The organism is Leifsonia sp. NPDC058292 (assembly GCF_042880955.1).
Taxonomy (GTDB): Bacteria; Actinomycetota; Actinomycetes; order Actinomycetales; family Microbacteriaceae; genus Leifsonia.
In genome coordinates this window covers 24,754-46,229 of sequence record NZ_JBHVYL010000021.1, presented here as the reverse complement: position 1 = coordinate 46,229, position 21,476 = coordinate 24,754, and the positions used below count along the sequence as shown (strand labels likewise).

The 21,476-nt window shown below is 67.3% G+C and carries 22 protein-coding genes and 1 tRNA gene; 13 read left to right on the top strand and 10 right to left on the bottom strand.

The features are described from left to right. Nucleotides 1-136: 136 nt before the first annotated feature. The 5 genes from ACFVWR_RS12600 to ACFVWR_RS12580 form a co-directional block, all read right to left on the bottom strand. The gene (locus ACFVWR_RS12600) at nucleotides 137-976 is read right to left on the bottom strand and encodes a DUF3097 domain-containing protein (protein WP_387212264.1); all 840 of its coding nucleotides are present in this window, start codon (nucleotides 974-976) and stop codon (nucleotides 137-139) included. 47 nt (nucleotides 977-1,023) lie between these two features. Continuing rightward, on the bottom strand, nucleotides 1,024-1,314 hold the full coding sequence (locus ACFVWR_RS12595; RefSeq protein WP_387212261.1) for a DUF6504 family protein: 291 nt from the start codon (nucleotides 1,312-1,314) through the stop codon (nucleotides 1,024-1,026). 195 nt (nucleotides 1,315-1,509) lie between these two features. Further along, nucleotides 1,510-2,601 (bottom strand): VIT1/CCC1 transporter family protein, encoded by a 1,092-nt coding sequence (locus ACFVWR_RS12590; protein WP_387212258.1) that lies wholly within the window; start codon nucleotides 2,599-2,601, stop codon nucleotides 1,510-1,512. 13 nt (nucleotides 2,602-2,614) lie between these two features. Continuing rightward, entirely contained in the window at nucleotides 2,615-3,580 is a 966-nt protein-coding gene (locus tag ACFVWR_RS12585; protein WP_387212254.1) for a cation diffusion facilitator family transporter, read from the bottom strand. 59 nt (nucleotides 3,581-3,639) lie between these two features. Next, nucleotides 3,640-3,727, bottom strand: a tRNA-Leu gene (locus ACFVWR_RS12580). A gap of 142 nt (nucleotides 3,728-3,869) precedes the next feature. On the opposite strand from ACFVWR_RS12580, the gene ACFVWR_RS12575 reads away from it, so the two are divergent. The 3 genes from ACFVWR_RS12575 to mshC are packed head-to-tail and all read left to right on the top strand — an operon-like array spanning nucleotide 3,870 to nucleotide 7,353. After that, nucleotides 3,870-5,183 (top strand): M20/M25/M40 family metallo-hydrolase, encoded by a 1,314-nt coding sequence (locus ACFVWR_RS12575; RefSeq protein ID WP_387212251.1) that lies wholly within the window; start codon nucleotides 3,870-3,872, stop codon nucleotides 5,181-5,183. Nucleotides 5,184-5,238: 55 nt separating this feature from the next. After that, nucleotides 5,239-6,102, top strand: a complete 864-nt coding sequence (locus tag ACFVWR_RS12570; protein WP_387212248.1) for an undecaprenyl-diphosphate phosphatase — start codon at nucleotides 5,239-5,241, stop codon at nucleotides 6,100-6,102. 6 nt (nucleotides 6,103-6,108) lie between these two features. Then, on the top strand, nucleotides 6,109-7,353 hold the full coding sequence (mshC, locus tag ACFVWR_RS12565; protein WP_387212245.1) for a cysteine--1-D-myo-inosityl 2-amino-2-deoxy-alpha-D-glucopyranoside ligase: 1,245 nt from the start codon (nucleotides 6,109-6,111) through the stop codon (nucleotides 7,351-7,353). 99 nt (nucleotides 7,354-7,452) lie between these two features. Here mshC and ACFVWR_RS12560 read toward each other — a convergent pair whose 3' ends face one another. Next, nucleotides 7,453-8,394 carry a proteasome assembly chaperone family protein gene (locus tag ACFVWR_RS12560; RefSeq protein ID WP_387212242.1) on the bottom strand — a complete coding sequence of 314 codons (942 nt, stop codon included), beginning with the start codon at nucleotides 8,392-8,394 and terminating at the stop codon, nucleotides 7,453-7,455. A gap of 88 nt (nucleotides 8,395-8,482) precedes the next feature. On the opposite strand from ACFVWR_RS12560, the gene ACFVWR_RS12555 reads away from it, so the two are divergent. From ACFVWR_RS12555 to lnt, 10 genes are read left to right on the top strand one after another with little or no spacing between them, the layout of a single operon-like run. Continuing rightward, nucleotides 8,483-9,169 (top strand): HAD family hydrolase, encoded by a 687-nt coding sequence (locus ACFVWR_RS12555; RefSeq protein ID WP_387212239.1) that lies wholly within the window; start codon nucleotides 8,483-8,485, stop codon nucleotides 9,167-9,169. Further along, nucleotides 9,166-10,188 carry a tRNA (adenine-N1)-methyltransferase gene (locus ACFVWR_RS12550; RefSeq protein ID WP_387212235.1) on the top strand — a complete coding sequence of 341 codons (1,023 nt, stop codon included), beginning with the start codon at nucleotides 9,166-9,168 and terminating at the stop codon, nucleotides 10,186-10,188. The genes ACFVWR_RS12555 and ACFVWR_RS12550 overlap by 4 nt, the downstream gene beginning before the upstream one ends. A 60-nt stretch (nucleotides 10,189-10,248) precedes the next feature. Next, nucleotides 10,249-11,154: an FKBP-type peptidyl-prolyl cis-trans isomerase gene (locus tag ACFVWR_RS12545; RefSeq protein ID WP_387212232.1), complete on the top strand. Its 906-nt coding sequence runs from the start codon at nucleotides 10,249-10,251 to the stop codon at nucleotides 11,152-11,154. An 18-nt stretch (nucleotides 11,155-11,172) separates the two neighbouring features. Then, nucleotides 11,173-12,213, top strand: coding sequence for a helix-turn-helix transcriptional regulator (locus ACFVWR_RS12540; RefSeq protein ID WP_387212229.1), 1,041 nt, complete (start codon nucleotides 11,173-11,175; stop codon nucleotides 12,211-12,213). Further along, on the top strand, nucleotides 12,206-13,180 hold the full coding sequence (locus tag ACFVWR_RS12535; RefSeq protein ID WP_387212226.1) for a helix-turn-helix transcriptional regulator: 975 nt from the start codon (nucleotides 12,206-12,208) through the stop codon (nucleotides 13,178-13,180). Before ACFVWR_RS12540 ends, ACFVWR_RS12535 begins: the two co-directional genes overlap by 8 nt. Before the next feature lie 9 nt (nucleotides 13,181-13,189). Continuing rightward, the gene (locus tag ACFVWR_RS12530) at nucleotides 13,190-13,540 is read left to right on the top strand and encodes a hypothetical protein (protein WP_387212223.1); all 351 of its coding nucleotides are present in this window, start codon (nucleotides 13,190-13,192) and stop codon (nucleotides 13,538-13,540) included. Nucleotides 13,541-13,544: 4 nt separating this feature from the next. Next, on the top strand, nucleotides 13,545-13,802 hold the full coding sequence (gene tatA / locus ACFVWR_RS12525) for a Sec-independent protein translocase subunit TatA (RefSeq protein WP_387212220.1): 258 nt from the start codon (nucleotides 13,545-13,547) through the stop codon (nucleotides 13,800-13,802). A 42-nt stretch (nucleotides 13,803-13,844) separates the two neighbouring features. Continuing rightward, nucleotides 13,845-14,597, top strand: a complete 753-nt coding sequence (gene tatC / locus ACFVWR_RS12520; RefSeq protein ID WP_387212314.1) for a twin-arginine translocase subunit TatC — start codon at nucleotides 13,845-13,847, stop codon at nucleotides 14,595-14,597. Between the two features lie 9 nt (nucleotides 14,598-14,606). Then, nucleotides 14,607-17,036 carry a DEAD/DEAH box helicase gene (locus tag ACFVWR_RS12515; protein WP_387212217.1) on the top strand — a complete coding sequence of 810 codons (2,430 nt, stop codon included), beginning with the start codon at nucleotides 14,607-14,609 and terminating at the stop codon, nucleotides 17,034-17,036. A gap of 46 nt (nucleotides 17,037-17,082) precedes the next feature. Then, a complete protein-coding gene (gene lnt / locus ACFVWR_RS12510; protein WP_387212214.1) occupies nucleotides 17,083-18,630 on the top strand; it encodes an apolipoprotein N-acyltransferase in 1,548 nt (515 codons plus the stop codon). Nucleotides 18,631-18,689: 59 nt separating this feature from the next. Here lnt and ACFVWR_RS12505 read toward each other — a convergent pair whose 3' ends face one another. The 4 genes from ACFVWR_RS12505 to ACFVWR_RS12490 form a co-directional block, all read right to left on the bottom strand. After that, nucleotides 18,690-19,058 carry an RNA polymerase-binding protein RbpA gene (locus ACFVWR_RS12505; protein WP_387212211.1) on the bottom strand — a complete coding sequence of 123 codons (369 nt, stop codon included), beginning with the start codon at nucleotides 19,056-19,058 and terminating at the stop codon, nucleotides 18,690-18,692. Between the two features lie 97 nt (nucleotides 19,059-19,155). Further along, nucleotides 19,156-19,905, bottom strand: coding sequence for a glycerophosphodiester phosphodiesterase (locus ACFVWR_RS12500; RefSeq protein ID WP_387212208.1), 750 nt, complete (start codon nucleotides 19,903-19,905; stop codon nucleotides 19,156-19,158). After that, nucleotides 19,902-20,876 (bottom strand): SPFH domain-containing protein, encoded by a 975-nt coding sequence (locus tag ACFVWR_RS12495; RefSeq protein WP_387212205.1) that lies wholly within the window; start codon nucleotides 20,874-20,876, stop codon nucleotides 19,902-19,904. The genes ACFVWR_RS12500 and ACFVWR_RS12495 overlap by 4 nt, the downstream gene beginning before the upstream one ends. Continuing rightward, nucleotides 20,873-21,376 carry an NfeD family protein gene (locus ACFVWR_RS12490; protein ID WP_387212202.1) on the bottom strand — a complete coding sequence of 168 codons (504 nt, stop codon included), beginning with the start codon at nucleotides 21,374-21,376 and terminating at the stop codon, nucleotides 20,873-20,875. The genes ACFVWR_RS12495 and ACFVWR_RS12490 overlap by 4 nt, the downstream gene beginning before the upstream one ends. Between the last annotated feature and the right edge of the window lie 100 nt (nucleotides 21,377-21,476).

Below are 21,476 nucleotides of genomic sequence, written 5' to 3'. Positions count from 1 at the left end.
CGCCGCGTGTTGTAAGCCTGCTCCTGAACAGGTGGCAACGCTCCGGGTCCGGGACGTACCGCTCCAACACATGCAAAACACGCGGCGTGCGGACAAGCTTACCGGCACGAGGCCGAAAAACACACCCGGCTCTGATTCACGGCTCGGTGACGAAGTCGATCAGCTGCTCGACACGCCCGAGAAGCTGGGGCTCCAGGTCGGCGAAAGTGCGCACGGTTCCGAGGATGCGCTTCCACGCTCTGGCCACATCCGCCTGCGTGTCGTGGGGGAGTCCGAGGGCCTCGCAGATGCCGTGCTTCCACTCGATGCTGCGCGGAATCGTCGGCCAGGCGGCCAGTCCGACACGCTCGGGTCTGACCGCCTGCCAGATGTCGACGTAGGGATGCCCGACCACCAGCACGTGCGCCCCGTATGGCCCGCGCGCAACCGCTTCGGCGATCCTGCTCTCTTTGGAGCCGGGAACGAGGTGGTCGACCAGAACGCCTATGCGCCGAGAGCGATCGGGCGCGAACTCGCGCACGATCGCATCCAGGTCGTCGACGCCCTCGAGGTACTCGACCACCACGCCTTCCACGCGCAGATCGTCACCCCAGACCCGTTCGACGAGCTCGGCGTCGTGCCGGCCTTCCACGAAGATGCGGCTGGCACGCGCCACCTTGGCCTTCTGGTCGTCGACGGCGAACGAACCGGATGCGGTGCGTGCCCTCCCGGTCTCGGCGTTCTTCTTCGGGATCACCAGCTTCACCGGCTCGCCGTCGATCAGAAAGCTGCCCGTGAGGGGGAAGACACGTCTTTTGCCGAAATAGTCCTCAAGCTCGATCGTTCCCGCTTCGACCCTGATGACGGCGCCGCAGAATCCCGTGACCGCCTCTTCGACCACGAGGTCACGCACCAGCGGGACCTCGGCGATCGGTTTGCGGCCCGACTTCTTCCAGTCGCCGGCCAGCACATCCGTTCCATAGCGGTCGTCAGTCACCCGGTGAGAGTAGTTCGCCGCGTGCTCCCGCCGGGGGAGCCACGCCATCAGTCGAAGATCCTCACCAGCTGCCAACTGCGTCCGGCGTCGTCGTGGCGCACGTCGAACACGTGGGCGACGCCGCTGTCGTCCGTGCCCTGGAAGCGCCAGCCGCCGATCTCCCGCGGCAGGCTCCCGATGCCGTAATGCTGTTCGCCGAAAGGCCGCCACCAGGCGCACACATCGGCCCACACCGTCGGCGTGTCGGTCACGCGGTACCGCTTCGTACGCCACACCAGCCGGGTCGGAATGCCGTCGTCGGTCGTCCACACCGTGACACTCTCGTCGATCTCCGCCATCACCTTCACCTCACCCGCGTTCGAACATATGTTCGAGTCGAGTGTATGACAACGTCGCGGCAGGCGCGACCGGTCTCGCGCCGCGACGTGCTGGGTCGGAGAGATCGACCGTGAGTGGAGAATTTTCCGTCACGACGGACGGAGCAGCGGCGTGTCGCCGCAAATGACCGGCGAAACCGAGCGGAACGCCGCGGTTCAGCCGAGCGTCGTGCCGAACAGCAGTCCGAGAAGGTAGGTCGCAGCCGCGGCGCCGTAGCCGATCGCCAACTGCCGCAGAGCGCGCTTGAGCGGGGATGCGCCCGAGAGCAGTCCGACGACCGCGCCCGTTCCGAGGAGGACGATTCCGACGAGCGCGGCGGCCACGATGACCGCGGTGGTTCCCTGCAGACCGAACAGGTAGGGCAGCACGGGGATGAGCGCCCCGGATGCGAAGAAGCAGAAGCTCGACAGCGCTGCGTTCCATCCCTTGCCGACCGATTCGTGCTCGTCCACGGCATCCTCGCCCACGACAGGCTCGGTGCTGTACGTCGCGATTCCGCTCAGCACCTCCTGGGCGTGGGCGGTGGCCTCGTCGGGGGACATCCCGCGAGCGCGGTAGACGAGGGTGAGCTCGTTGGCGTCGACGTCGAGGTTCGGCAGGGCGCTCCGTGTCTCGGGGTTGGGGGTCGACGCCTCGAGAAGCTCGCGCTGCGACCGCACCGAGACGTATTCGCCGGCGCCCATCGAGAGCGCTCCGGCGAGGAGTCCCGAGATCCCGGTGAGCAGCACGACGTGGTTCGCCACACCGCTCGCGCTGATGCCGAGCACGAGCGCGAGGTTGCTGACGAGGCCGTCGTTCGCACCGAACACGGCGGCGCGGAACGTTCCCGACAGGCGTTGCCGTCCGCGCGCGGCGAGGGCCCGCACGACCTCTTCGTGGATCTGCTCGTCCGCGGCCATCTGCGGTGTCGCATCCGAGTCGCGGGCGTACGGCGACCGTGCTTCGGCGCGCTGAGCGAGTGCGAGCACGAAGACGGACCCGAACCGGCGCGCCAGGAAGCCCAGCACGCGGGTACGGAGGTCTCCGCGCAGCGGGCGGCCGACGTCGTCGCCGAGCAGCTCGAGCCAGTGCTGCTCGTGGCGGCCTTCCGCGTCGGCGAGCGCGAGCAGGATGTCGCGCTCCTCGCCGCTGCGGCGGCCCGCCAGGTCGCGGTATACGGAGGCTTCGGCGCGTTCGTCGGCCAGATAGCGACGCCACCGGCGGATGTCGGCGGCGCCCGGAACGGGGGAGGAGGTGGAGAGAGTCATGGGCGTGAGAATTCTAGTCAGCGATGACGGCGGGATGCAGCGGCTCCGCTCCCGGGCGGGAGAGCGTGAGCACCGCCTCGCCGATGTACTCGCTGCGCTCGATCTCGTGTTCGACCGCCGCGAGATCGGCTGCCACGTCCGATTCGACGTCGTTTCCGACGAGGTCGACCGCCGCGACGAGATAGAAGCGCTCGGGCCCGACGAACTCGAGGTGCAGGTACGTGACCTTGTCGACCTCGGGATGCTGCAGCAGAAGCCGGAGAACCGCGTCGGTGACCTGCGGCGAGCCCGGTTCGCCGAGCAGGAACCGGCGGTTGCGATCGATCAGCACGATCGCGACGACCGCGAGCAGCACGCCGACCAGGATCGAGCCGAGGGCGTCGTAGAAGGCATTCCCGGTGAGCTCGTGCAGCAGGAGTCCGAGAAACGCGATGATGAGGCCGATCAGTGCTGCCGCATCCTCGGCGAACACCGCCCTGAGCGTCGGGTTCGATGTCGTCAGCACGTGTCGCAGAGTCGACGTTCCCCGTTCGGAGGCCAGGGCGCGCGCCTGCCGGAGCGACTGGAGGAAGGAGATGCCTTCGAAGACGAAGGAGACGGCGAGCACGATGTAGCCGACCAGATAGTCGCTCGCGGGCTCGGTCGAACCGAGCTCCGACACACCGTGGGTGATCGACACCACGGCGCCGGCCGTGAACAGGCCGACAGCGGCGAACAGCGACCAGACGTAGGCTTCGCGCCCGTATCCGCCGGGGTGTGCGGCGTCGCGAGGCTTGGCCGAGCGTCGCTCCGCCTGGATGAGGAAGATCTCGTTCCCCGCGTCCGCCCACGAGTGCGCCGACTCTGCGACCAGCGACGCAGACCCGGTAAGGATGGCCGCGATGGTCTTGGCCACAGCGACGATCAGGTTCGCTCCGAATGCGATGAGGACGGTGAGAAGACTCGAGGAGTTCGAGCTGTCTTTTCGGCTCTCCGGCATGCGAGCAAGAGTAGTTGCAAAAAGGACCGGTTCTGATGAACCGGCCCTCATTGTCGATGTGGTGTCCGAGGGGGGACTTGAACCCCCACGCCCTATACGGGCACTAGCACCTCAAGCTAGCGCGTCTGCCATTTCCGCCACCCGGACGGGTGTTTCGGCTTCCGGTCGAACCGGCCGCCGAAGAAAGACCTTAGCATGAAACGACACCCCGTTTTCACACACGCGACTCACAGCGCGAGCCCATCGGGTCGCGTTGGCGAGGGTGCCGCGCGCCGGTAGCGTTGGGGGCATGACCGACGCCACCAATGACAGCCAGCTCGACGAGACAGCGGTGATCGCCCGCGATCTCATCCGGTTCGACACCACCAATTACGGCGAGGGAAAGTCGAACGGTGAGACGGACGCAGCGGAGTACGTCGAAGCGCGCCTCAGCGCGATGGGCCTTCAGCCGGCGTTGTTCGACTCCGACCCCGGCCGCACGAGCGTCGTGGCCAGAGTGGCGGGGCGCGACAGCAGCAAACCCGCGCTCGTTGTTCACGGGCACCTGGATGTGGTGCCGGCCGATCCGCGCAACTGGACGGTCGACCCGTTCGGCGGCCAGATCAAAGACGGGCTGCTCTGGGGTCGCGGCGCCGTCGACATGAAGAACATGGATGCGATGATCCTGACCGCCGTCGGCGACATCCTCGGCTCGGGGCGGCAGCCGGAGCGCGACCTCGTCGTCGCGTTCTTCGCCGACGAGGAGGACGGCGGCCGCCGCGGCTCGCACTTCCTGGTCGACAACCACCCGGAGCTGTTCGCCGGAGCCACCGAGGCGATCAGCGAGGTCGGCGGCTACTCGATCGAGCTCGGCGGCAAGCGCGCGTATCTCATGCAGACCGGCGAGAAGTCCCTGATCTGGATCAAGCTCATCGCCAAGGGGCCGGCGGCTCACGGGTCGCGCCTCATCCGCAACAATGCGATCACCCGACTGGCCGAGGCCGTCGTCGCGATCGGGCGCCAGGACTGGCCCATCCAGCTCACCGACACCACGTCGCAGCTGCTTGCCGAGGTCTCCCGCATCGTCGGCATCGACCCCGAGCAGGTCGGCCCCGACGAGATCGTGCTGCGAACGGGAACGGCCGCGGGCTTCATCCTGGCGACGCTGCGCACGACGTCGAACCCGACGCTGCTCGAAGCCGGGTACAAGCACAACGTCATCCCCGACACGGCGGAGGCTCTGATCGACATCCGCACCCTGCCGGGCGATGAGGACAGGGTGCTCGGTCTCGTGCAGGAGATCGTGGGCGACGACATCGAGATCCAGATCATGCACCGGGATGTCGGGCTCGAGTCGGCCTTCGGCGGCCCCCTGATCGAGGCGATCGTCGGCACGCTCGACGAGCACGACCCGGGCGCACCCGTGCTTCCTTACCTTCTCTCCGGCGGCACCGACAACAAGGCGCTCAGCAAGCTCGGCATCACGGGATACGGCTTCGCACCACTGCGGCTGCCCGCCGATCTCGACTTCCCCGGGATGTTCCACGGCGTCGACGAGCGCGTGCCTCTCGACGCGCTAGTGTTTGGTCGGACTGTGCTGCGCGACCTCCTGCTCGCCTACTGACGAGCTTCGACCGCCGAAACGTCCCCACCCCAGAACCAGGTAGCGAAAGCAGCGTATGGATTTCATCAACGCGATCATTCTCGGTCTCGTGCAAGGCCTGACCGAGTTCCTCCCGATCTCGTCGAGCGCGCACATCCGCATCGTCGGAGAGCTTCTCGGCACGGGGGCGGACCCGGGCGCGCGGTTCACCGCGATCATCCAGCTCGGCACCGAGGCCGCCGTGCTCCTCTACTTCTGGAAAGACATCGTCCGCATCATCGGTGCGTGGTTCAAGGCATTGTTCGGCAAGATCCCGCGCAACGATCCCGACGCCAAGATGGGCTGGCTGGTCATCATCGGAAGCATCCCGATCGTGGTGCTCGGCTATCTCTTCCAGGACTACATCAGCACGACACTCCGATCACTGTGGATCGTCGCGGCGACGATGATCGTCTTCGGCATCCTGCTCGGGATCGCCGACTACGTCGGAAGCAAGACCCGTCGCCTGCGCGACCTCACCTGGGGAAACGGCATCATCTACGGTTTCGCCCAGGCGCTCGCTCTCATCCCCGGTGTCTCGCGGTCAGGAGGCACGATCACCGCCGGCCTCTTCATGGGCTACCAGCGCAGGGCCGCAGCACGGTATTCGTTCCTGCTGGCGCTTCCCGCGGTGTTCGGCAGCGGGTTCTTCCAGCTGTACAAGGCGATCAAAGAGCCGTGCACGAAAGCCCTCGAGGCTGCGGGAACCTGCACCGTCGAGGTGTTCGGCCCAGCCGAGACCGCCGTCGCGACGATCGTCGCGTTCGTCGTCGGGCTCGTGGTCATCGCGTTCTTCATGGGCTACATCTCGCGCCGCAGCTTCCTTCCGTTCGTCATCTACCGCATCGTGCTCGGTGTCGTGCTGATCGTGCTGCTCGGCACCGGCGTCCTCGCCGCATAGACCAGAATGCGCACCTGGCAACGCCCCGAAGTCCCGCACCTCGCGGGCGACAACGTCCCTCCTCTGCTCTGGGACACCGCGACGCGTGAGCTGGTCGAGGCCCGCCCCGACGACGTCGCCCGCCTGTACGTCTGCGGCATCACGCCGTACGACGCGACCCATCTGGGCCACGCGGCGACCTATCTCGCGTTCGACACGCTGCAGAGGGTGTGGCTGGATGCCGGCTATCGCGTGCACTACGCCCAGAACATCACCGACATCGACGATCCGCTCCTCGAACGCGCGGCAGCGACGGGTGTCGAGTGGCGCACGCTCGCAGACGAACAGATCGAGCTGTTCCGTGACGACATGACGAGCCTCAACATCCTGCCTCCCGACGACTACGTGGCCGTGACCGAGGTCATCGAGCAGATCGGGCGCGCGACGCGCATCCTGTTCGAGCGCGGCCTGGCCTATCGGGTCGACGACGACGTCTATTTCGACACCGAGGCGGCACAGCGATCGGCGCCGTGGGTGCTCGGCGAGGAGAGCGGGCTCGACCGCGAGACCATGCTGGCGCTGTTCGCGGAGCGCGGGGGAGACCCCGACCGCGCGGGCAAGCGCGATCCGCTCGACCCGCTCCTCTGGCGCGCTCCGCGCGACGGCGAGCCGAGCTGGCCGTCACCGGCGGGCGAGGGGCGGCCGGGCTGGCACATCGAATGCTCGGTGATCGCGCTCATGCATCTCGGGCGGGACTTCACGGTGCAGGGCGGCGGTTCAGACCTGGTCTTCCCGCACCATGAGCTGAGCGCCGGTCACGCTGCGGCCCTCAGCGGACATCCCCTCGCCCGGGTGTACAGCCACGCGGGGATGGTCGCCTATCGCGGCGAGAAGATGAGCAAGTCGCTCGGCAACCTGGTGCTGGTCTCACGGCTGCGCGAATCGGGCGTCGACGTTCGCGCCATCCGGCTCGCACTTCTGGCGCACCACTACCGCTCCGACTGGGAGTGGTTCGACGACGCGATCGACGACGCCGAGGCGCGTCTCGCCAGCTGGTCGGAGGTTGTCGGAGCGCCGCTCGACGCACCACTGGACGACGATGCCGCGCAGGGCGAGAGTGATCTCGTCGCCGCGATCCGGGCGGCTCTGCGCAACGATCTCGACACGCCCGCCGCCCTGCGCGCTGTGGATGCCTGGGTCGAAACCCGCCCCTCGCGCGTGAGTGCCCTCGTGCCGACGGCCATCGACGCGCTCTTCGGCCTCAAGCTCTGACCCGCGGGTCTCCACCGAGGGGTCCCAACACGCCGTGTAACGCATACGTCAGACGGCGTGTTGGGACCCCTCGAGAGCGCGGCGGTCACCCTCGCGGGGTCAGGAACGCCAGGGCTCGTCCGGTCCGGGCGGGCGGCCGCCGGCCTGACCGTCGCGGCCGTCGCCGCGGCGGCGCAGATAGCGCTCGAACTCCTGCGCGATCGCCTCACCGCTGGCCTCGGGCGAGTCGACGGTGTCGCGGGCCTGTTCGAGCTGCTGGATGTACGACGCCATCTCTTCGTCGTCGGCCGCCAGGGCGTCGATGCCCGCCTCCCACGCCGCCGCCTCGTCGACGAGTGCTCCGCGGGGGATCGTCACGTCGACGAGCTCTTCGAGCTTGTCGATGAGGGCCAGCATCGCCTTGGGGCTCGGCGCGTTGTGCACATAGTGGGGAACGGAGGCCCAGATCGTGACGGTCGGGATGCCGACGGCCTCGGCGCCCTCGGCGATGGCGCTGAGGATGCCGACCGGCCCTTCGTATGTCGATCGTTCGATGCCGAGCTCCGTGCGCACCGCTGCGTTCTCGCTCGAAGCGAAGATGGAGATGGGCCGCGTGTGTGGAACGTCGGCGAGCATGGCGCCGAGAAAGACGATGCCGCCGACGTCGGCCGCGAGCGCCGCATCCAGGATCTCGGAGGTGAAGCTCTTCCAGCTGCGCGACGGCTCGGTGCCGAGAAGCAGATAGATGTTCCCGACGTTGTCGCCGCTGACCCGCAGGTTCGCGTCGTCGGCGAGCTCTTGGACCGGTTCTCCCGGATGCACGGGGCCATACATCACCGCGGACGGCCAGACGAGCCGGCGCTGTCCGTCGTCGTCGGTCACGGTGGGCCGGTTGAACTGGAAGTCGAAGTAGAGTTCGGGATCGACCTCGGAGACGGGCACCACGTCGAGAACGTCTTGCAGCGTTCGCACGGCGCCGCTGGCCGCCTCACCCGCGTCGTTCCAGCCTTCGAACGCCACGACCAGGATGCGGCCGCCGAGAAAGTTCGTGCCCTGCTTCACTGTGGGTGTACCCGGTCCTCTCCCCGGCGCCCGATCGGACGCCATCCATCCAGGATAGGCCCGTGCGCGCCCGGTAGGCTTGTGGCCCGTGACCTCACTGAATCCTCCGTCGTTGCCTGCCGCCGTTTTCTGGGACATGGACGGCACACTCGTCGACACCGAACCGTACTGGATGGCGTCCGAAGTGGAGTTGGTGGGTTCGTTCGGTGGAGAGTGGACGCACGACGACGGCCTCACCCTCGTCGGTCTCGGGCTCTGGAACTCGGCCGAGGTGCTCCGCTCGCGCGGAGTCGACCTCACGCCTGACGAGATCGTGCAGTGGCTGACGACGCGCGTGCAGCAGAAGCTCGACGAACAGGGCGTTCCCTGGCGCCCGGGAGCGCGCGAGCTGCTCGCGGAACTCAAGGAGCGCGGCATCCCCACAGCCCTGGTCACGATGTCTGTGCGACGCATGGCGGAGCAGATCGTCTCGAACATCCCGTTCGACGCCTTCGACGTGATCGTCAGCGGTGACGAGGTCGGCGAGCCGAAACCGCATCCGGAGCCGTATCTCCGTGCGGCCGAACTGCTCGGCGTCGAGCCCGCGGATTCCGTCGCCATCGAGGATTCGCTGGTCGGCCTGGCCTCCGCGGTCGCCTCCGGCGCGACTTCGATCGGCGTTCCGCACATCGTTCCCCTGCCCGAGAGCGACGAGCACACCCTCTGGACGACGCTCGACGGCAAGACGGCCGACGACATCGTCACCCTCGCGACCTCGAAGGCAGCCCTGCGATGACCGGATACGACCCTCGCAACAGCGGACCGTTCGTCGCGGGCGACCGCGTGCAGCTCACCGGCCCGAAGGGCAAGCTGAACACGATCACCCTGGAGTCGGGCAAGGTGTTCCACACGCACCGCGGCATCCTCGAACACGACGCGATCATCGGCCTGCCCGACGGCTCCGTCGTCACCAACAACGTGGGCGTCGAGCACCTCGCCCTGCGGCCGCTGCTCAACGACTTCGTGATGTCGATGCCCCGGGGTGCGGCCATCATCTACCCGAAAGACGCGGCGCAGATCCTCGCTCTCGCGGACATCTTCCCTGGCGCGTCGGTCGTGGAGGCCGGGGTCGGCTCCGGCGCGCTGTCACTCTGGCTGCTGCGCGCCATAGGCCCGACGGGGACGCTTCGGTCGTTCGAGCGCCGGGACGAGTTCGCCGACGTCGCCCGTTCGAACGCTGCGACCTTCCTCGGCCACGATCCGGAGAACTGGACGGTCACGGTCGGCGACCTGCAAGACACGCTTCCGTCGGCGGTCGAGGAGCAGAGCGTCGACAGGGTCGTGCTCGACATGCTCGCGCCGTGGGAGACCCTGGATGCGGTGACAGCTGCGCTCAAGCCCGGCGGCGTGCTGCTCTGCTACATCGCGACCGTCACTCAGCTTTCACGCGTTGCGGAGGCGATCCGCGCCACCGGCGACTACACGCATCCGCAGTCGAGCGAGACGATGGTGCGCGGCTGGCACGTCGAGGGCCTGGCCGTTCGCCCCGATCACCGGATGATCGCCCACACCGGCTTCCTGCTCACCGCTCGCCGTCTCGCGCCCGGAACCGTGCTGCCCGAACTGAAGCGTCGGCCGTCCAAGAGCGACTACAGCGACGAAGACGTCGAGGCGTGGACTCCCGGAGCTCTGGGGGAGCGTCAGTCGAGCCCGAAGAGCCTCCGAAAGCGCATGCGCGCGGCGGCTGCGGGCGCCGAACTCTCCAAGGCGCGCGGCCAGGACGCCGCGTCAGATCAGGAACCCACCATCAACTAGCATGGGAGGCCGGAGGGCGCGTTCTCTCCGAACTTCCATCGATGTATCGAAAGAGGACTCGTGCGCAGAGCAACCGCACTCGTCGTAGCCGCCGGGCTGCTGGCCATCACACTCACGGGATGTTCATCCGACCCGAACGCCAGCTGCGACACCGCGCTGCAGCCGGGCAAGGCATCCGATCTGGTGACGGCCACCGGCAAGCTCGGCACGAAGCCCACGGTCTCGTTCCCGACGCCGATCGACACGACGAAGTCGCAGCGCAGCACTCTCATCGAGGGCGACGGCGCGCAGATCCAGAAGGGTCAGATGGTCGAACTGCAGTACTCGCTGTTCGACGGAAAGACCGGCGCGGTCGGAGGCACGAGCTCCTACGAATCGAGCGATCCTCTCCTCGTCCCGGTGGGCGCGATCAGCATCCCAGCGCTCAACACCGGCCTTCTGTGCACCCGGGTCGGCGACCGGGTCGCCATCGCGATCGCCCCGAAGGACGCGGGCACGCAGGCGCCTGACGGATCGGTCGTCGCCGTGATCGACGTCGTCGGCTCCTTCCTTCCCAAGGCGAATGGAACCCCACAGCCCTCCGTGTCAGGATTCCCGACCGTCGTGCTCGCGCCGACGGGGCAGCCCGGCATCACGATCCCCGGCCACGCAGCGCCGACGTCGGTGAAGACCGAGACGCTGCTCGCCGGCGGTGGCGAGACGGTCAAGAAAGACAGCAAGGTCGTTCTCCACTACACGGCGGTCGGCTGGGATGCGAAGACGGTGACCGCGAGCACGTGGACCAACGGCTCTCCCGACCAGGTGACCATCGACACCGGGGAGAGCGCGCAGAACCAGGCGCTGCCGCAGAGCATGACGAAGGCGCTGGTCGGCAAGAAGGTCGGCTCGCAGGTCGTGGTGCTCACGCCGAAGACCGATCAAGTTCCTGCTCTCGCGTGGGTCGTCGACATCCTGGGCGTGCGCTGAGCCGATTAGACTGGACGGGTGTCCCCGTCCTCGTCTTCGCCCTCTCGCGTGCCCGTCGAGGAGCGTCTCTTCAGCCTGGTGCTCGCGTTGCTCGCGACGGAGACCGGACTGACCAAGAACGAGATCCTCTCGACGGTGCAGGGCTACCGTCAGCGCTACGTCTCGCGCGGTGACAACAGCAGCCTCGAGCGCCAGTTCGAGCGCGACAAAGACGACATCCGCGAACTCGGTGTTCCTCTCGAGACGGTCGAAGCGCCGGGAGACGCCGGCAACAATCAGCTCCTGCGCTATCGCATTCCCAAAGGGGCATACGACCTCCCGGCCGACGTCGTCTTCTCGCCGGAGGAGATCACGCTGCTCGGTCTAGCCGCCACAGTCTGGCGCGAGGGCTCCCTCTCGGCGGAGTCGCGTCGCGCGCTGATGAAACTCCGTTCGCTGGGGGTCGAGGCTGACGATCCGATCGTCGGCTATGCGCCGCGACTGCGTGCGAGGGAAAGCGCCTTCGAGCCGCTGAACATCGCTCTCGAACGTCGGGCGATCGTGCAGTTCCCGTATCTGAAGCCGGGGGAGCGGGCATCCCGCACCCGCACGGTCGCGCCGCTGTCGCTCGTGCAGCACCAGGGGCGCTGGCACCTGCAGGGAATCGATCAAGACGCCAAGGGCTCCCGCACCTTCCTGCTCTCCCGCATGGTCGGCCCTGTGAAGATCACCGGCCGCACGTTCGAGCCCGACGGCTCCGATTTCGCGGCCAAAGCGCTCGAAGAGCTCGAGAGCATCTGGGCCGGCAATGTCGCCGAGATCGAGGTCGTGGCGGGATCGGATGCCGCGACGAGGCTCGGCAAGCGCTACGGCGACGCTGTGCCCGCGGCGCGCGAGGGCGAATCGTTCCGGCTCACCGTCAACTACTCCGACCTCAACATCCTCGCCGACCAACTGGCGGGTTTCGGGCCCGAGGTGCTCGTGCTCTCGCCGCAGTCGCTGCGAGACGCCGTGCGCGATCGCCTGCTGGCCACCTACCGGGCGCACGACGACACGGGAGGGGAGCGCACCGATGGCTGAACGCCGCAAGCCCATGCAGGCCCAGGACAAGCTCGCCTTCCTGCTCGCCCTGGTGCCCTACCTGATGGATCGCGACCGCGTGAGCGTCGCCGAGGCCGCCGGGCATTTCGGGGTCGAGAAATCGCAGTTGCGGGATGCTGTGCGTCTCATCGCCGTGTCGGGCATCCCCGGCGAGACCAATCAGTATCAGCCGGGCGACCTGTTCGACATCGCGTGGGACGATTTCGAGCAGAACGATCAGATCGTGCTCACCCACCAGGTCGCCATCGACGACTCGCCCCGCTTCTCGGCACGGGAGGCGGCGGCGCTCATCGCGGGGCTGCAGTATCTGTCGGCCCTCCCGGAGAACGCCGACCGCGACGTGATCGGCTCGCTGATGGCGAAGCTCGCGCGTGGCGCATCCGGTGCGCCGTCCCAGGTGGCGGTGGCCGGGTCGGAGACGGACGAGACGCTCGCGGTGATCCGGGATGCGGTCGCCGCCGGAACCCAGCTCGACTTCGTCTACCTGAACTCCCGAGGCGAGCGGGAGCGCCGGCGCGTCGACCCGCTGCGCATCGAATCGACCGACCAGGACTGGTACCTGCGCGGCTGGGACCACCTGCGCCAGGCCATCCGCACCTTCCGCCTCGACCGGATCGACGACCTCTCCGCCACGGATGAGCCGATCGCCTACAAGCCCGGCGACGTGACCCTGCCCGACACCCTGTTCCAGGGCACCCCCGACGACCTGCTGGTGCAGATCGAGGTGTCCAGTTCGGCCGTTCCGTTGATCGTCGACTACATCCCGGACGGCGCGCCGCGCGTGGAGGACGACGGATTCGTGCGCACGAGCGTTCGCGTCGCGCACTATCACGGTCTCAAACGTCTGGTGGCCGGACTGTCCGGGGTGCTCACCGTGCTCGACCCGCCCGAGGCCCGCCGCGTCGTCGCGGAGTGGGCCCGCGCGGGCGCCGAACGGTACAGGTAGGCTGCGAACATGCCCTGGTGGTCGTGGCTCATCATCTGGGGGGCGCTCGTTCTGGCGCTCCTCGGCATGCTCGCGTTCTTCGCCGTCTGGCTCTTCCGGAAGCTCATGGCGGCCGGCCGGGAGGTGTCCGCCCTCGCCGAGAAGGCCGAGGTGCTGCAGCGCCGTTCCGACGAGCTCAGGGACCCGGCGTTCCACTCGGCCGTGTTCGCCGACCTCGGCGAGCTTCAGGCGCAGCGCGAGCAGGGGAGATCCGATCGCGCGTATGCGAGGCAAGCTCGCAGGGATGCACGGGTCAGACGGGGTAAACTGCTGACCAACGCGGATCCGACACAGTTTTCGCATTTGACCAAAAGGACTTGATCCCATGTTCGCTGGCCTGACCGGATGGCACCTGCTCATTATTCTGGCGGTGATCCTGCTCTTGTTCGGTGCGCCCAAGCTTCCCGGTCTCGCGAAGAGCATCGGTCAGTCGATGCGCATCTTCAAGGGCGAGGTCGACGAGATGAAGAAAGACGGCAAGCAAGACGACCAGCCCGGCGCCGGCGGCACAGTCGTTCCGCCGTCGAGCCCGACGTCGACGACTCCGCAGGCCCCGTCGTCCGAATCGCCGACGAAGCAGTAGGTCGTGGCCTCCGCGAAGCGAGGCAAGAACCACGAAGGACGGATGACGCTCGGCGAGCATTTCGTCGAACTTCGTAAACGCCTCTTCCGTTCTGCGCTCGGCCTGCTGGCCGGTGCGATCGCCGGATGGTTCCTCTCCGGCTATCTGCTCGACGCGCTGCGTGCGCCGATCACCGAGATCGCGCAGCAACAGGGGCGTGAGGCGCAACTGAACTACGACAGCATCACCGGTGCGTTCGATCTGAAGATCCAGATCGCGATCACGGTGGGAGTTCTGCTGTCGAGCCCGATCTGGCTCTACCAGATCTGGGCCTTCTTCGTTCCGGCGCTCAGCCGCAAGGAGCTCAAGTACGGTTTCGGGTTCTTCTTCACGGCGGTTCCGCTGTTCCTCGCGGGCGCGTACGCCGGCTGGCTGCTGGTGCCGCACATCGTCACGCTGTTGACGAGCTTCGCGCAGGGGGAGGACTCCTCCATCCTGTCGGCGAAGACCTACTTCGACTTCGTGCTGAAGCTCGTGATTGCGGTCGGTGTCGCGTTCGTGCTGCCCGTATTCCTGGTGCTCTTCAACTTCGTCGGCGTCTTGAGCGCGAAGTCGATCATCAAGTCGTGGCGCTGGGCCTTTCTGCTGATCGCCCTCTTCACGGCGATCGCGACCCCCGCGGCCGACGTGATTTCGATGTTCCTGCTCGCGGTGCCGATGGTGGTGCTCTATCTCGTGGCCTACGGGGTCGCCTGGCTGCACGACCGCCGCGCGGCGAAGGCCGCCATGCGCGTGGAGGCCGAGCTTGCGACATAGGCTGAGCGAGTGACCGATCAGCTGTCTCCGGCCGAACGCTACGCGGCCTCCCGTTCCCGAGTGCGCCAGCCGGTTCTCGACGCCTTCCGCAGCGGCCTGAAGTTCGACCTCGACCCGTTCCAGATCGAAGCCTGCACCAGTCTCGAGAACGGCCGGAGCGTGCTCGTCGCCGCGCCCACCGGCGCGGGCAAGACGATCGTGGCCGAGTTCGCCGTGTTCCTCGCGATGCGCGAGGCGAACGCGAAGGTCTTCTACACCGCGCCGATGAAGGCGCTGAGCAACCAGAAGTTCCAAGAGCTCGTGAACGAATACGGCCCGGAGTCGGTCGGCCTGCTCACGGGCGACACCAACATCAACTCGCGCGCCCGCATCGTGGTCATGACCACCGAGGTGCTGCGCAACATGCTCTACGCCGACTCCGACCTCCTCGCCGACCTCGCGTATGTGGTGATGGACGAGGTGCACTACCTCGCCGACCGGTTCCGCGGGGCCGTGTGGGAGGAGGTCATCATCCACCTGCCGCAGGCCGTGCGGATGGTGTCCCTCAGCGCCACCGTCTCCAACGCTGAAGAGTTCGGCGACTGGCTGCAGGCCGTGCGCGGGCAGACGGATGTCGTCGTGTCGGAGGAGCGGCCTGTTCCCTTGGAGCAGCACATCCTGATGCGGTCGAAGCTCATCGACCTGTTCGATTCCTCCGGGCTCGCGGCGACGAACCGGGTGAACCCGGAGCTCGTGCAGATGGCGCGCTACGGGGGTCGCACGCTCAGCTCTCGCCAGATGAAGGATGTCGGCCGCTACCACTCGCGAGGCGGTCGAACCGAGTCCTTCCGCCTGGACCGCGCGGAAGTGGTCAAGATGCTGGACGACCGCAACCTGCTGCCGGCCATCTTCTTCATCTTCAGTCGCAACGGCTGCGACCAGGCGGTGCGGCAGACACTGCGGTCGGGCGTGCGGCTGACGCAGGCACACGAACGTGACGAGATCCGCGAGATCGTCGAAGACCGCTGCCGCACACTGCTCGACGAAGACCTCGCCGTGCTCGGCTACTGGGAATGGCTCGAGGGCCTGGAGCGGGGCGTCGCGGCCCACCACGCGGGCCTCCTGCCCGCCTTCAAAGAGGTGGTCGAGGAGCTCTTCCGCCGCAAGCTCGTCAAGGTCGTGTTCGCCACCGAGACGTTGGCACTCGGCATCAACATGCCGGCCCGCACGGTGGTGCTCGAGAAGCTCGAGAAGTTCAACGGCGAGGCCAGGGTTCCGATCACGCCGGGGGAGTACACGCAGCTCACCGGGCGCGCTGGGCGCCGGGGCATCGACGTCGAAGGCCACTCGGTCATCCAGTGGCAAGACGGCCTCGACCCTCAATCGGTCGCCTCGCTGGCCTCCCGTCGCAGCTATCCGTTGAATTCGAGCTTCCGGCCCACGTACAACATGGCCGTGAACCTGATCGATCAGTTCGGCCGTGAGCGCACGCGCGAGATCCTGGAATCGTCGTTCGCGCAGTTCCAGGCCGACCGAGCGGTCGTCGATCTCGCCCGCAAGGTACGCCAGCAGGAGGAGTCACTGGCGGGCTACGAGAAGGCGATGAGCTGTCATCTCGGCGATTTCCGTGAGTACTCCAGCATCCGTCGCGAGCTCACCGACCTCGAGCGCAAGGGCGCGCGCATGGAGAACGTCTCCCGCTCCGATCGCGACAAGCGCCAGCGTCAGCTCACCGCGCTGCGCAAACGCATGAAAGAGCATCCGTGCCACCGCTGCCCTGACCGGGAGCAGCACGCCCGCTGGGCGGAGCGCTGGTGGAAGCTCAAGCGCGAGACGGATGCGCTGAGCTCGCAGATCCGCTCGCGCACGGGAGCCGTCGCCAAAGTCTTCGACCGCGTCTCCGACGTTCTCGCCGAACTCGGCTATCTCGCCATCGAGAACGGCACGACCGAGCTCACGATCCACGGCCGCACGTTGAAGCGCATCTATGGCGAGCGCGACCTGCTCGTGGCGGAGTGCCTTCGCCGCAACGTCTGGAACCAGCTCGACGCCCCGGGGCTCGCGGCCATGGCGTGCGCGCTCGTGTTCGAGCCGCGGCGGGATGAGGGCCTCGCGCACGAGCGCACCCTGCCGCGCGGCGCCTTCCGCCCCGCGTTCGACAAGACGATCGAGATCTGGAGCAGGCTCGACGACCTGGAGCGCGAGAAGCGGCTCTCGGGCAGCGAACCGCCGTCGACCACCCTCTCGCTGGCGATGCAGCTGTGGGCGAAGGGGACGAGCCTCGACACCGTGCTCTCCGAGGCGGACATGGCGGCCGGCGACTTCGTGCGCTGGACGAAGCAGACGATCGACCTTCTCGACCAGCTCTCGCTCGTGGCGCAGGGTCCGGTCGGGCGCACCGCACGGCAGGCCCTGGAATCGATCCGACGCGGCATCGTCGCATACTCGTCCGTTGCCTAGCGATCGTGCGGGGGGCGCCCATCCTGGTGCCCTAGGCTCTCGCACCGTGACCCGATTGCCTCGCGCGCCGCTACCCCTGTGGTTCGCGCTCGTGCTTGCCGCCGCAGCCGGTCCGGTGCTCGACGCCGGCTTTCCCGACCGGGACTGGTGGCCGCTGACCTTCGTCGGCATCGGGATGGTGCTGCTCGCGGTGCGCGGACGCCGAGCGGGGTCCGCCTTCCTCGTCGCGCTCGTCGCCGGCGAGACCTTCTACCTCTTCCACGTCGAGTGGACGTCGCTCTACCTCGGCCCGGTGCCCTGGGTGGCTCTTTCGACACTCGAGGCGCTGTTCTTCGGTCTCGGCGGGATGCTCATCGCCCTCGCGTACCGCTGGGCGCCTCGGGCCTGGCCGACGAGGCTCGGTCGCCTCGGGCTCGTTCCGGTGATCGTCGGCGGCCTCTGGGTGCTCCGCGAGTACGTCGTCGGCAACTGGCCATACGGCGGGTTCTCGTGGGGACGTGTGGCCGAGTCGCAGTCGCAGAGCCCGTTCGCCCCGCTCGTCGCCTGGCTGGGCATCTCGGGGCTCAGCTTCGTCATGGTGTGGATGGTGGCGCTCATCATCGAACTGTCCTTCGCTGTGGACGTGCAGCGCTGGTGGCGTGCGGGCGTCGCCGTGGCCGCCGTCGCGGTGGTGCTGGTGGTGCCCGCCTGGCCCGCACCGACCGACGGCACGGTGCGCATCGCGGCGGTTCAGGGAAACGGCCCGGCCGGATACTTCGACAACGCCCCGCCCGGCGCCGTGCTCGACAGCCAGATCACCGAGACCGCGAAGATCCAAGACGAGAAGGCCGACATGGTCGTCTGGCCGGAAGGTGTCGCCCAACCGGACCCGACCCGCGACCCGGACACCGCGGCCATCCTCGACGCCCTGAGCCGCAAGATGGGCGCGCCGTTCATCGTCGGAACCATCACCTCGCGCGGCGGAAAGTACTTCAACACGTCGCTGCTGTGGAAAGACGGCCAGGGGGCGGTCGACTACTACGACAAGAAGCACCCGATCCCGTTCGGCGAGTACGTTCCCGACCGCTCCTTCTGGCGGCAGTTCGCCCCCTCGCTCATCGACCTGATCGGGCGCGATTACACACCAGGCACGCGCGACAACGTGTTCGACGTCAACGGTGTGCGCGCCGGGATCTCGATCTGCTTCGACATCGTGGACGATCAGCTGCTCACCGACATGATGAACGGCGGCGCCCAGGTCATCCTCGCGCAGACCAACAACGCCGACTTCGGGGAGACGGATGAGAACCAGCAGCAACTGGCCATCGCCCGGCTGCGCGCGATCGAGTCGGGCAGGTCGCTGGTGAACATCTCGACGGTGGGCAGCAGCCAGATCATCGATCCGTCCGGCCGCACCATCTCGAGCATCCCGCCTTTTCAGCCCGGGCACATGATCGCCGATGTGCCGCTCGGCACCACGACGACCCCGGCGACGCTGCTCAGCCGCGGAATCGAGTTCCTGCTCGCAGGACTCGGGCTGTTCGGCCTTGTGGTCGCGTTCGGCGCGCGGAAGAGGGATGCGCCCCAGGTGCGCGCACCCCTCGAACTGCGCTGACCATGAAAAAGGCCGCTCTCACCCGACGGTGAGAACGGCCAGCTGTCGTTCTATGGCGGCTAGGCGCCGATCTTGTGCTCGCCACCGCGCCGTGCGCGGAGGTAGGTGAGCCGCTCCTCGAGAAGCTCCTCGAGCTCGGCGCGGGTGCGACGCTCGAGCAGCATGTCCCAGTGGCTGCGAGGGGTCTTCACGTCGGAACGGTCGACCTCGACGGGCTGGTTGCCGACGAGCAAGGTGGCCTCGTGGCCGCAGTGCTTGCACTCCCAGGTCTCGGGGGCCTCCGCCTCGGCCGAGAACACCATCTCGGTCTCCTGGCCGCACTCTGCGCACAGGTAGGTGTAACGGGAACGCGGGGAGTACACGACGCCTTCTTCACTCTGTAAGCTCTGGGCGCCAAGCCTCATTCCGCGCAAACTGCGATCTGCCATTTTGTGGTTCTCCTCTTCGCGCGATGCTTCACTTTTATAAACCAACAAGCTGGGGATTCTCTTTCCGTCGGCGAGTTTCTCCCAGCCCTTTCTCAGTTCACTTTCGTGAGGCGACCAGCGCTTTCAGCACGTCGCAACGGTCGGTGACCAGGCCGTCGACACCCAGATCGAGAAGGCGTGTCATCTGCTTCGGCTCATTCACCGTCCACACGTGCACCTCGACGCCGGCTCGGTGTAGCACGCTCACTGTACGCGCCGTCACGAGACGGAGGAACCCTCGCCGTTCGGGCACTTGAACAGCCACGAGCCCGCGCAGCACCCTGCGCGCGATAGGGGCGAGGCCGAGTTTCGCGGCGAGGATCGCGGGGAGCACCTGGCGCACAGAGGCAGAGCTCGCGACTCCGGGCAGCGCATCCGCCGCTGCCCGCCGACGGTGCTCGTCGACCGATGTGATCAGCACGCGGTCGGTCGCGCGCGTTTCGCGGATGGCGCGCGCTGCCGGGAGGGACGCGCCGGCATCTTTGATGTCGATGTTGAAGCGCGCTTCGGGGAATGCGTCGAGCGCTTCCGCGAGAGAGGCGTAGCCCTGGCAGTGTCCGAGATCGACCCGTCTCAACTCCGCCATCGTCAGCTGGTCGACGCGCACGTCACGGCCGACCGTCCGCGACAGATCGGGATCATGACTGATGACGGCGACTCCGTCGGCGCTGACGTGCACGTCCGTCTCCAGGTGTGACGCCCCAGCGTTGAGCGCGCGCAAGAACGCCAGCAGGGTGTTCTCCGGGGCCTCGATCGCGAGGCCCCGGTGGGCGATGATGCGGGGGAGTGGGCCGGAGAGGAACGTCACGCCGTCGGCGCGGCGTCGCCACCCGCCGCCGGAGTGGTCGGAGCGCCCGGAGCACTCGGCGTCGCGTCGGGAGCTCCCTTCTGCGAGAACGCCTGACCGATGCCCTGCAGCGCCTGCGTGAGCTCGCTCGGGATGATCCACATCTTGTTGGCGGGACCCTCGGCGAGCTTCGGCAGCGTCTGCAGATACTGGTACGCGAGCAGCAGATTGTCGGGGTTTCCCTCGTGGATGGCGCTGAACACGGTGGTGATGGCCTTCGCCTCGCCCTCCGCCCGCAGCACCGCGGCCTTCGCGTCACCCTCCGCCTCGAGGATCGACGCCTGGCGCATGCCCTCGGCGTTCAGGATCTGCGACTGCTTGGTGCCCTCGGCGGTGAGGATGACAGCACGCCTGTCTCGCTCGGCGCGCATCTGCTTCTCCATCGAGTCCTGGATCGAGAGGGGCGGGTCGATCGCCTTCAGCTCGACGCGGGATACTCGGATGCCCCATTTGCCTGTGGCCTCGTCGAGCACGATGCGCAGCTGGCCGTTGATCTCGTCGCGGCTCGTGAGCGCCTCTTCGAGGTTCAGGCCACCGACGACGTTACGGAGCGTGGTCGTGGTCAGCTGTTCGACGGCGCCGAGATAGTTGGCGATCTCGTAGGTCGCCGCGCGTGCATCCGTCACCTGGAAGTACACGACCGTGTCGATCGAGACCACGAGGTTGTCTTCGGTGATCACCGGCTGAGGCGGAAAGGACACGACCTGTTCGCGGAGGTCGATCAGAGGCCGCACCCTGTCGATGAACGGCACGACGATGTTGAGGCCGGGAAGCAGGGTCTTGTGGTACTTGCCCAGTCGCTCCACGACTCCCGCGGTCGCCTGCGGGATGATCCTGATGGCCCTGAACAGGGTGACCAGGACGAAGATCGCGATGATCGCTACGATCACGAACACCACGATCTGCAGGACCAATTGGCTGACGTCGCTCAAGACGCACTCCTTTCTGTGAAACCGTCGGTGCCGAGAGCGATGGGGTCGGGCGCCACGACGGCGGTCGCCCCCTCGATCGACACGACGAAGACATGCTCTCCCGGAACGAGCTCGGCCGCGGTGCCAGCCGGAACAGGGGCCAGCCGGGCCGTCCAGGTCTCGCCGACGGCGAGCTTGACCATGCCCGTGGTGCGCGTCACGGTCGAGACGACGGTGCCGGACATCCCGATGAGTGCCTCGACGTTGCTCTTGGCCGGATCGCCGCCTCTTTTCAGGGCATGCAGCAACGGCGGCCGGATGAGGAAGATCAGGAGCACGGAGAGCACCGCGGCGATGATGAGCTGAAGCCACCATTCGGCGCCGAAGAGGCCTGAGACGAGACCGCCGACGCTGCCGATCGCGATCATCAGGAACACGAAATCGAGGGTCAGCATCTCGACGATGATGAACACCAGGATGAGGACGAGCCAGATTATCCAGGCGTAAGACATGATGTCCATGGCCGACTCCCTTCACCGGTTGATCCGACGCTATCAGGTGGGAGACCGGCCGGGTGCTAACCCACTTGGTAGTCTCAGGTCGAGAAAACGATCGTGCTAG

Coding starts and splice junctions, on each gene's coding strand:
- ACFVWR_RS12585 (WP_387212254.1), bottom strand. CDS start 3,580: ATGCCGGAGAGCCGAAAAGACAGCTCGAACTCCTCGAGTCTTCTCACC.
- tatA (WP_387212220.1), top strand. CDS start 13,545: ATGTTCGCTGGCCTGACCGGATGGCACCTGCTCATTATTCTGGCGGTG.
- ACFVWR_RS12575 (WP_387212251.1), top strand. CDS start 3,870: ATGACCGACGCCACCAATGACAGCCAGCTCGACGAGACAGCGGTGATC.
- ACFVWR_RS12595 (WP_387212261.1), bottom strand. CDS start 1,314: ATGGCGGAGATCGACGAGAGTGTCACGGTGTGGACGACCGACGACGGC.
- ACFVWR_RS12490 (WP_387212202.1), bottom strand. CDS start 21,376: ATGGACATCATGTCTTACGCCTGGATAATCTGGCTCGTCCTCATCCTG.
- ACFVWR_RS12550 (WP_387212235.1), top strand. CDS start 9,166: ATGACCGGATACGACCCTCGCAACAGCGGACCGTTCGTCGCGGGCGAC.
- ACFVWR_RS12535 (WP_387212226.1), top strand. CDS start 12,206: ATGGCTGAACGCCGCAAGCCCATGCAGGCCCAGGACAAGCTCGCCTTC.
- tatC (WP_387212314.1), top strand. CDS start 13,845: ATGACGCTCGGCGAGCATTTCGTCGAACTTCGTAAACGCCTCTTCCGT.
- mshC (WP_387212245.1), top strand. CDS start 6,109: ATGCGCACCTGGCAACGCCCCGAAGTCCCGCACCTCGCGGGCGACAAC.
- ACFVWR_RS12570 (WP_387212248.1), top strand. CDS start 5,239: ATGGATTTCATCAACGCGATCATTCTCGGTCTCGTGCAAGGCCTGACC.
- ACFVWR_RS12530 (WP_387212223.1), top strand. CDS start 13,190: ATGCCCTGGTGGTCGTGGCTCATCATCTGGGGGGCGCTCGTTCTGGCG.
- ACFVWR_RS12505 (WP_387212211.1), bottom strand. CDS start 19,058: ATGGCAGATCGCAGTTTGCGCGGAATGAGGCTTGGCGCCCAGAGCTTA.
- ACFVWR_RS12590 (WP_387212258.1), bottom strand. CDS start 2,601: ATGACTCTCTCCACCTCCTCCCCCGTTCCGGGCGCCGCCGACATCCGC.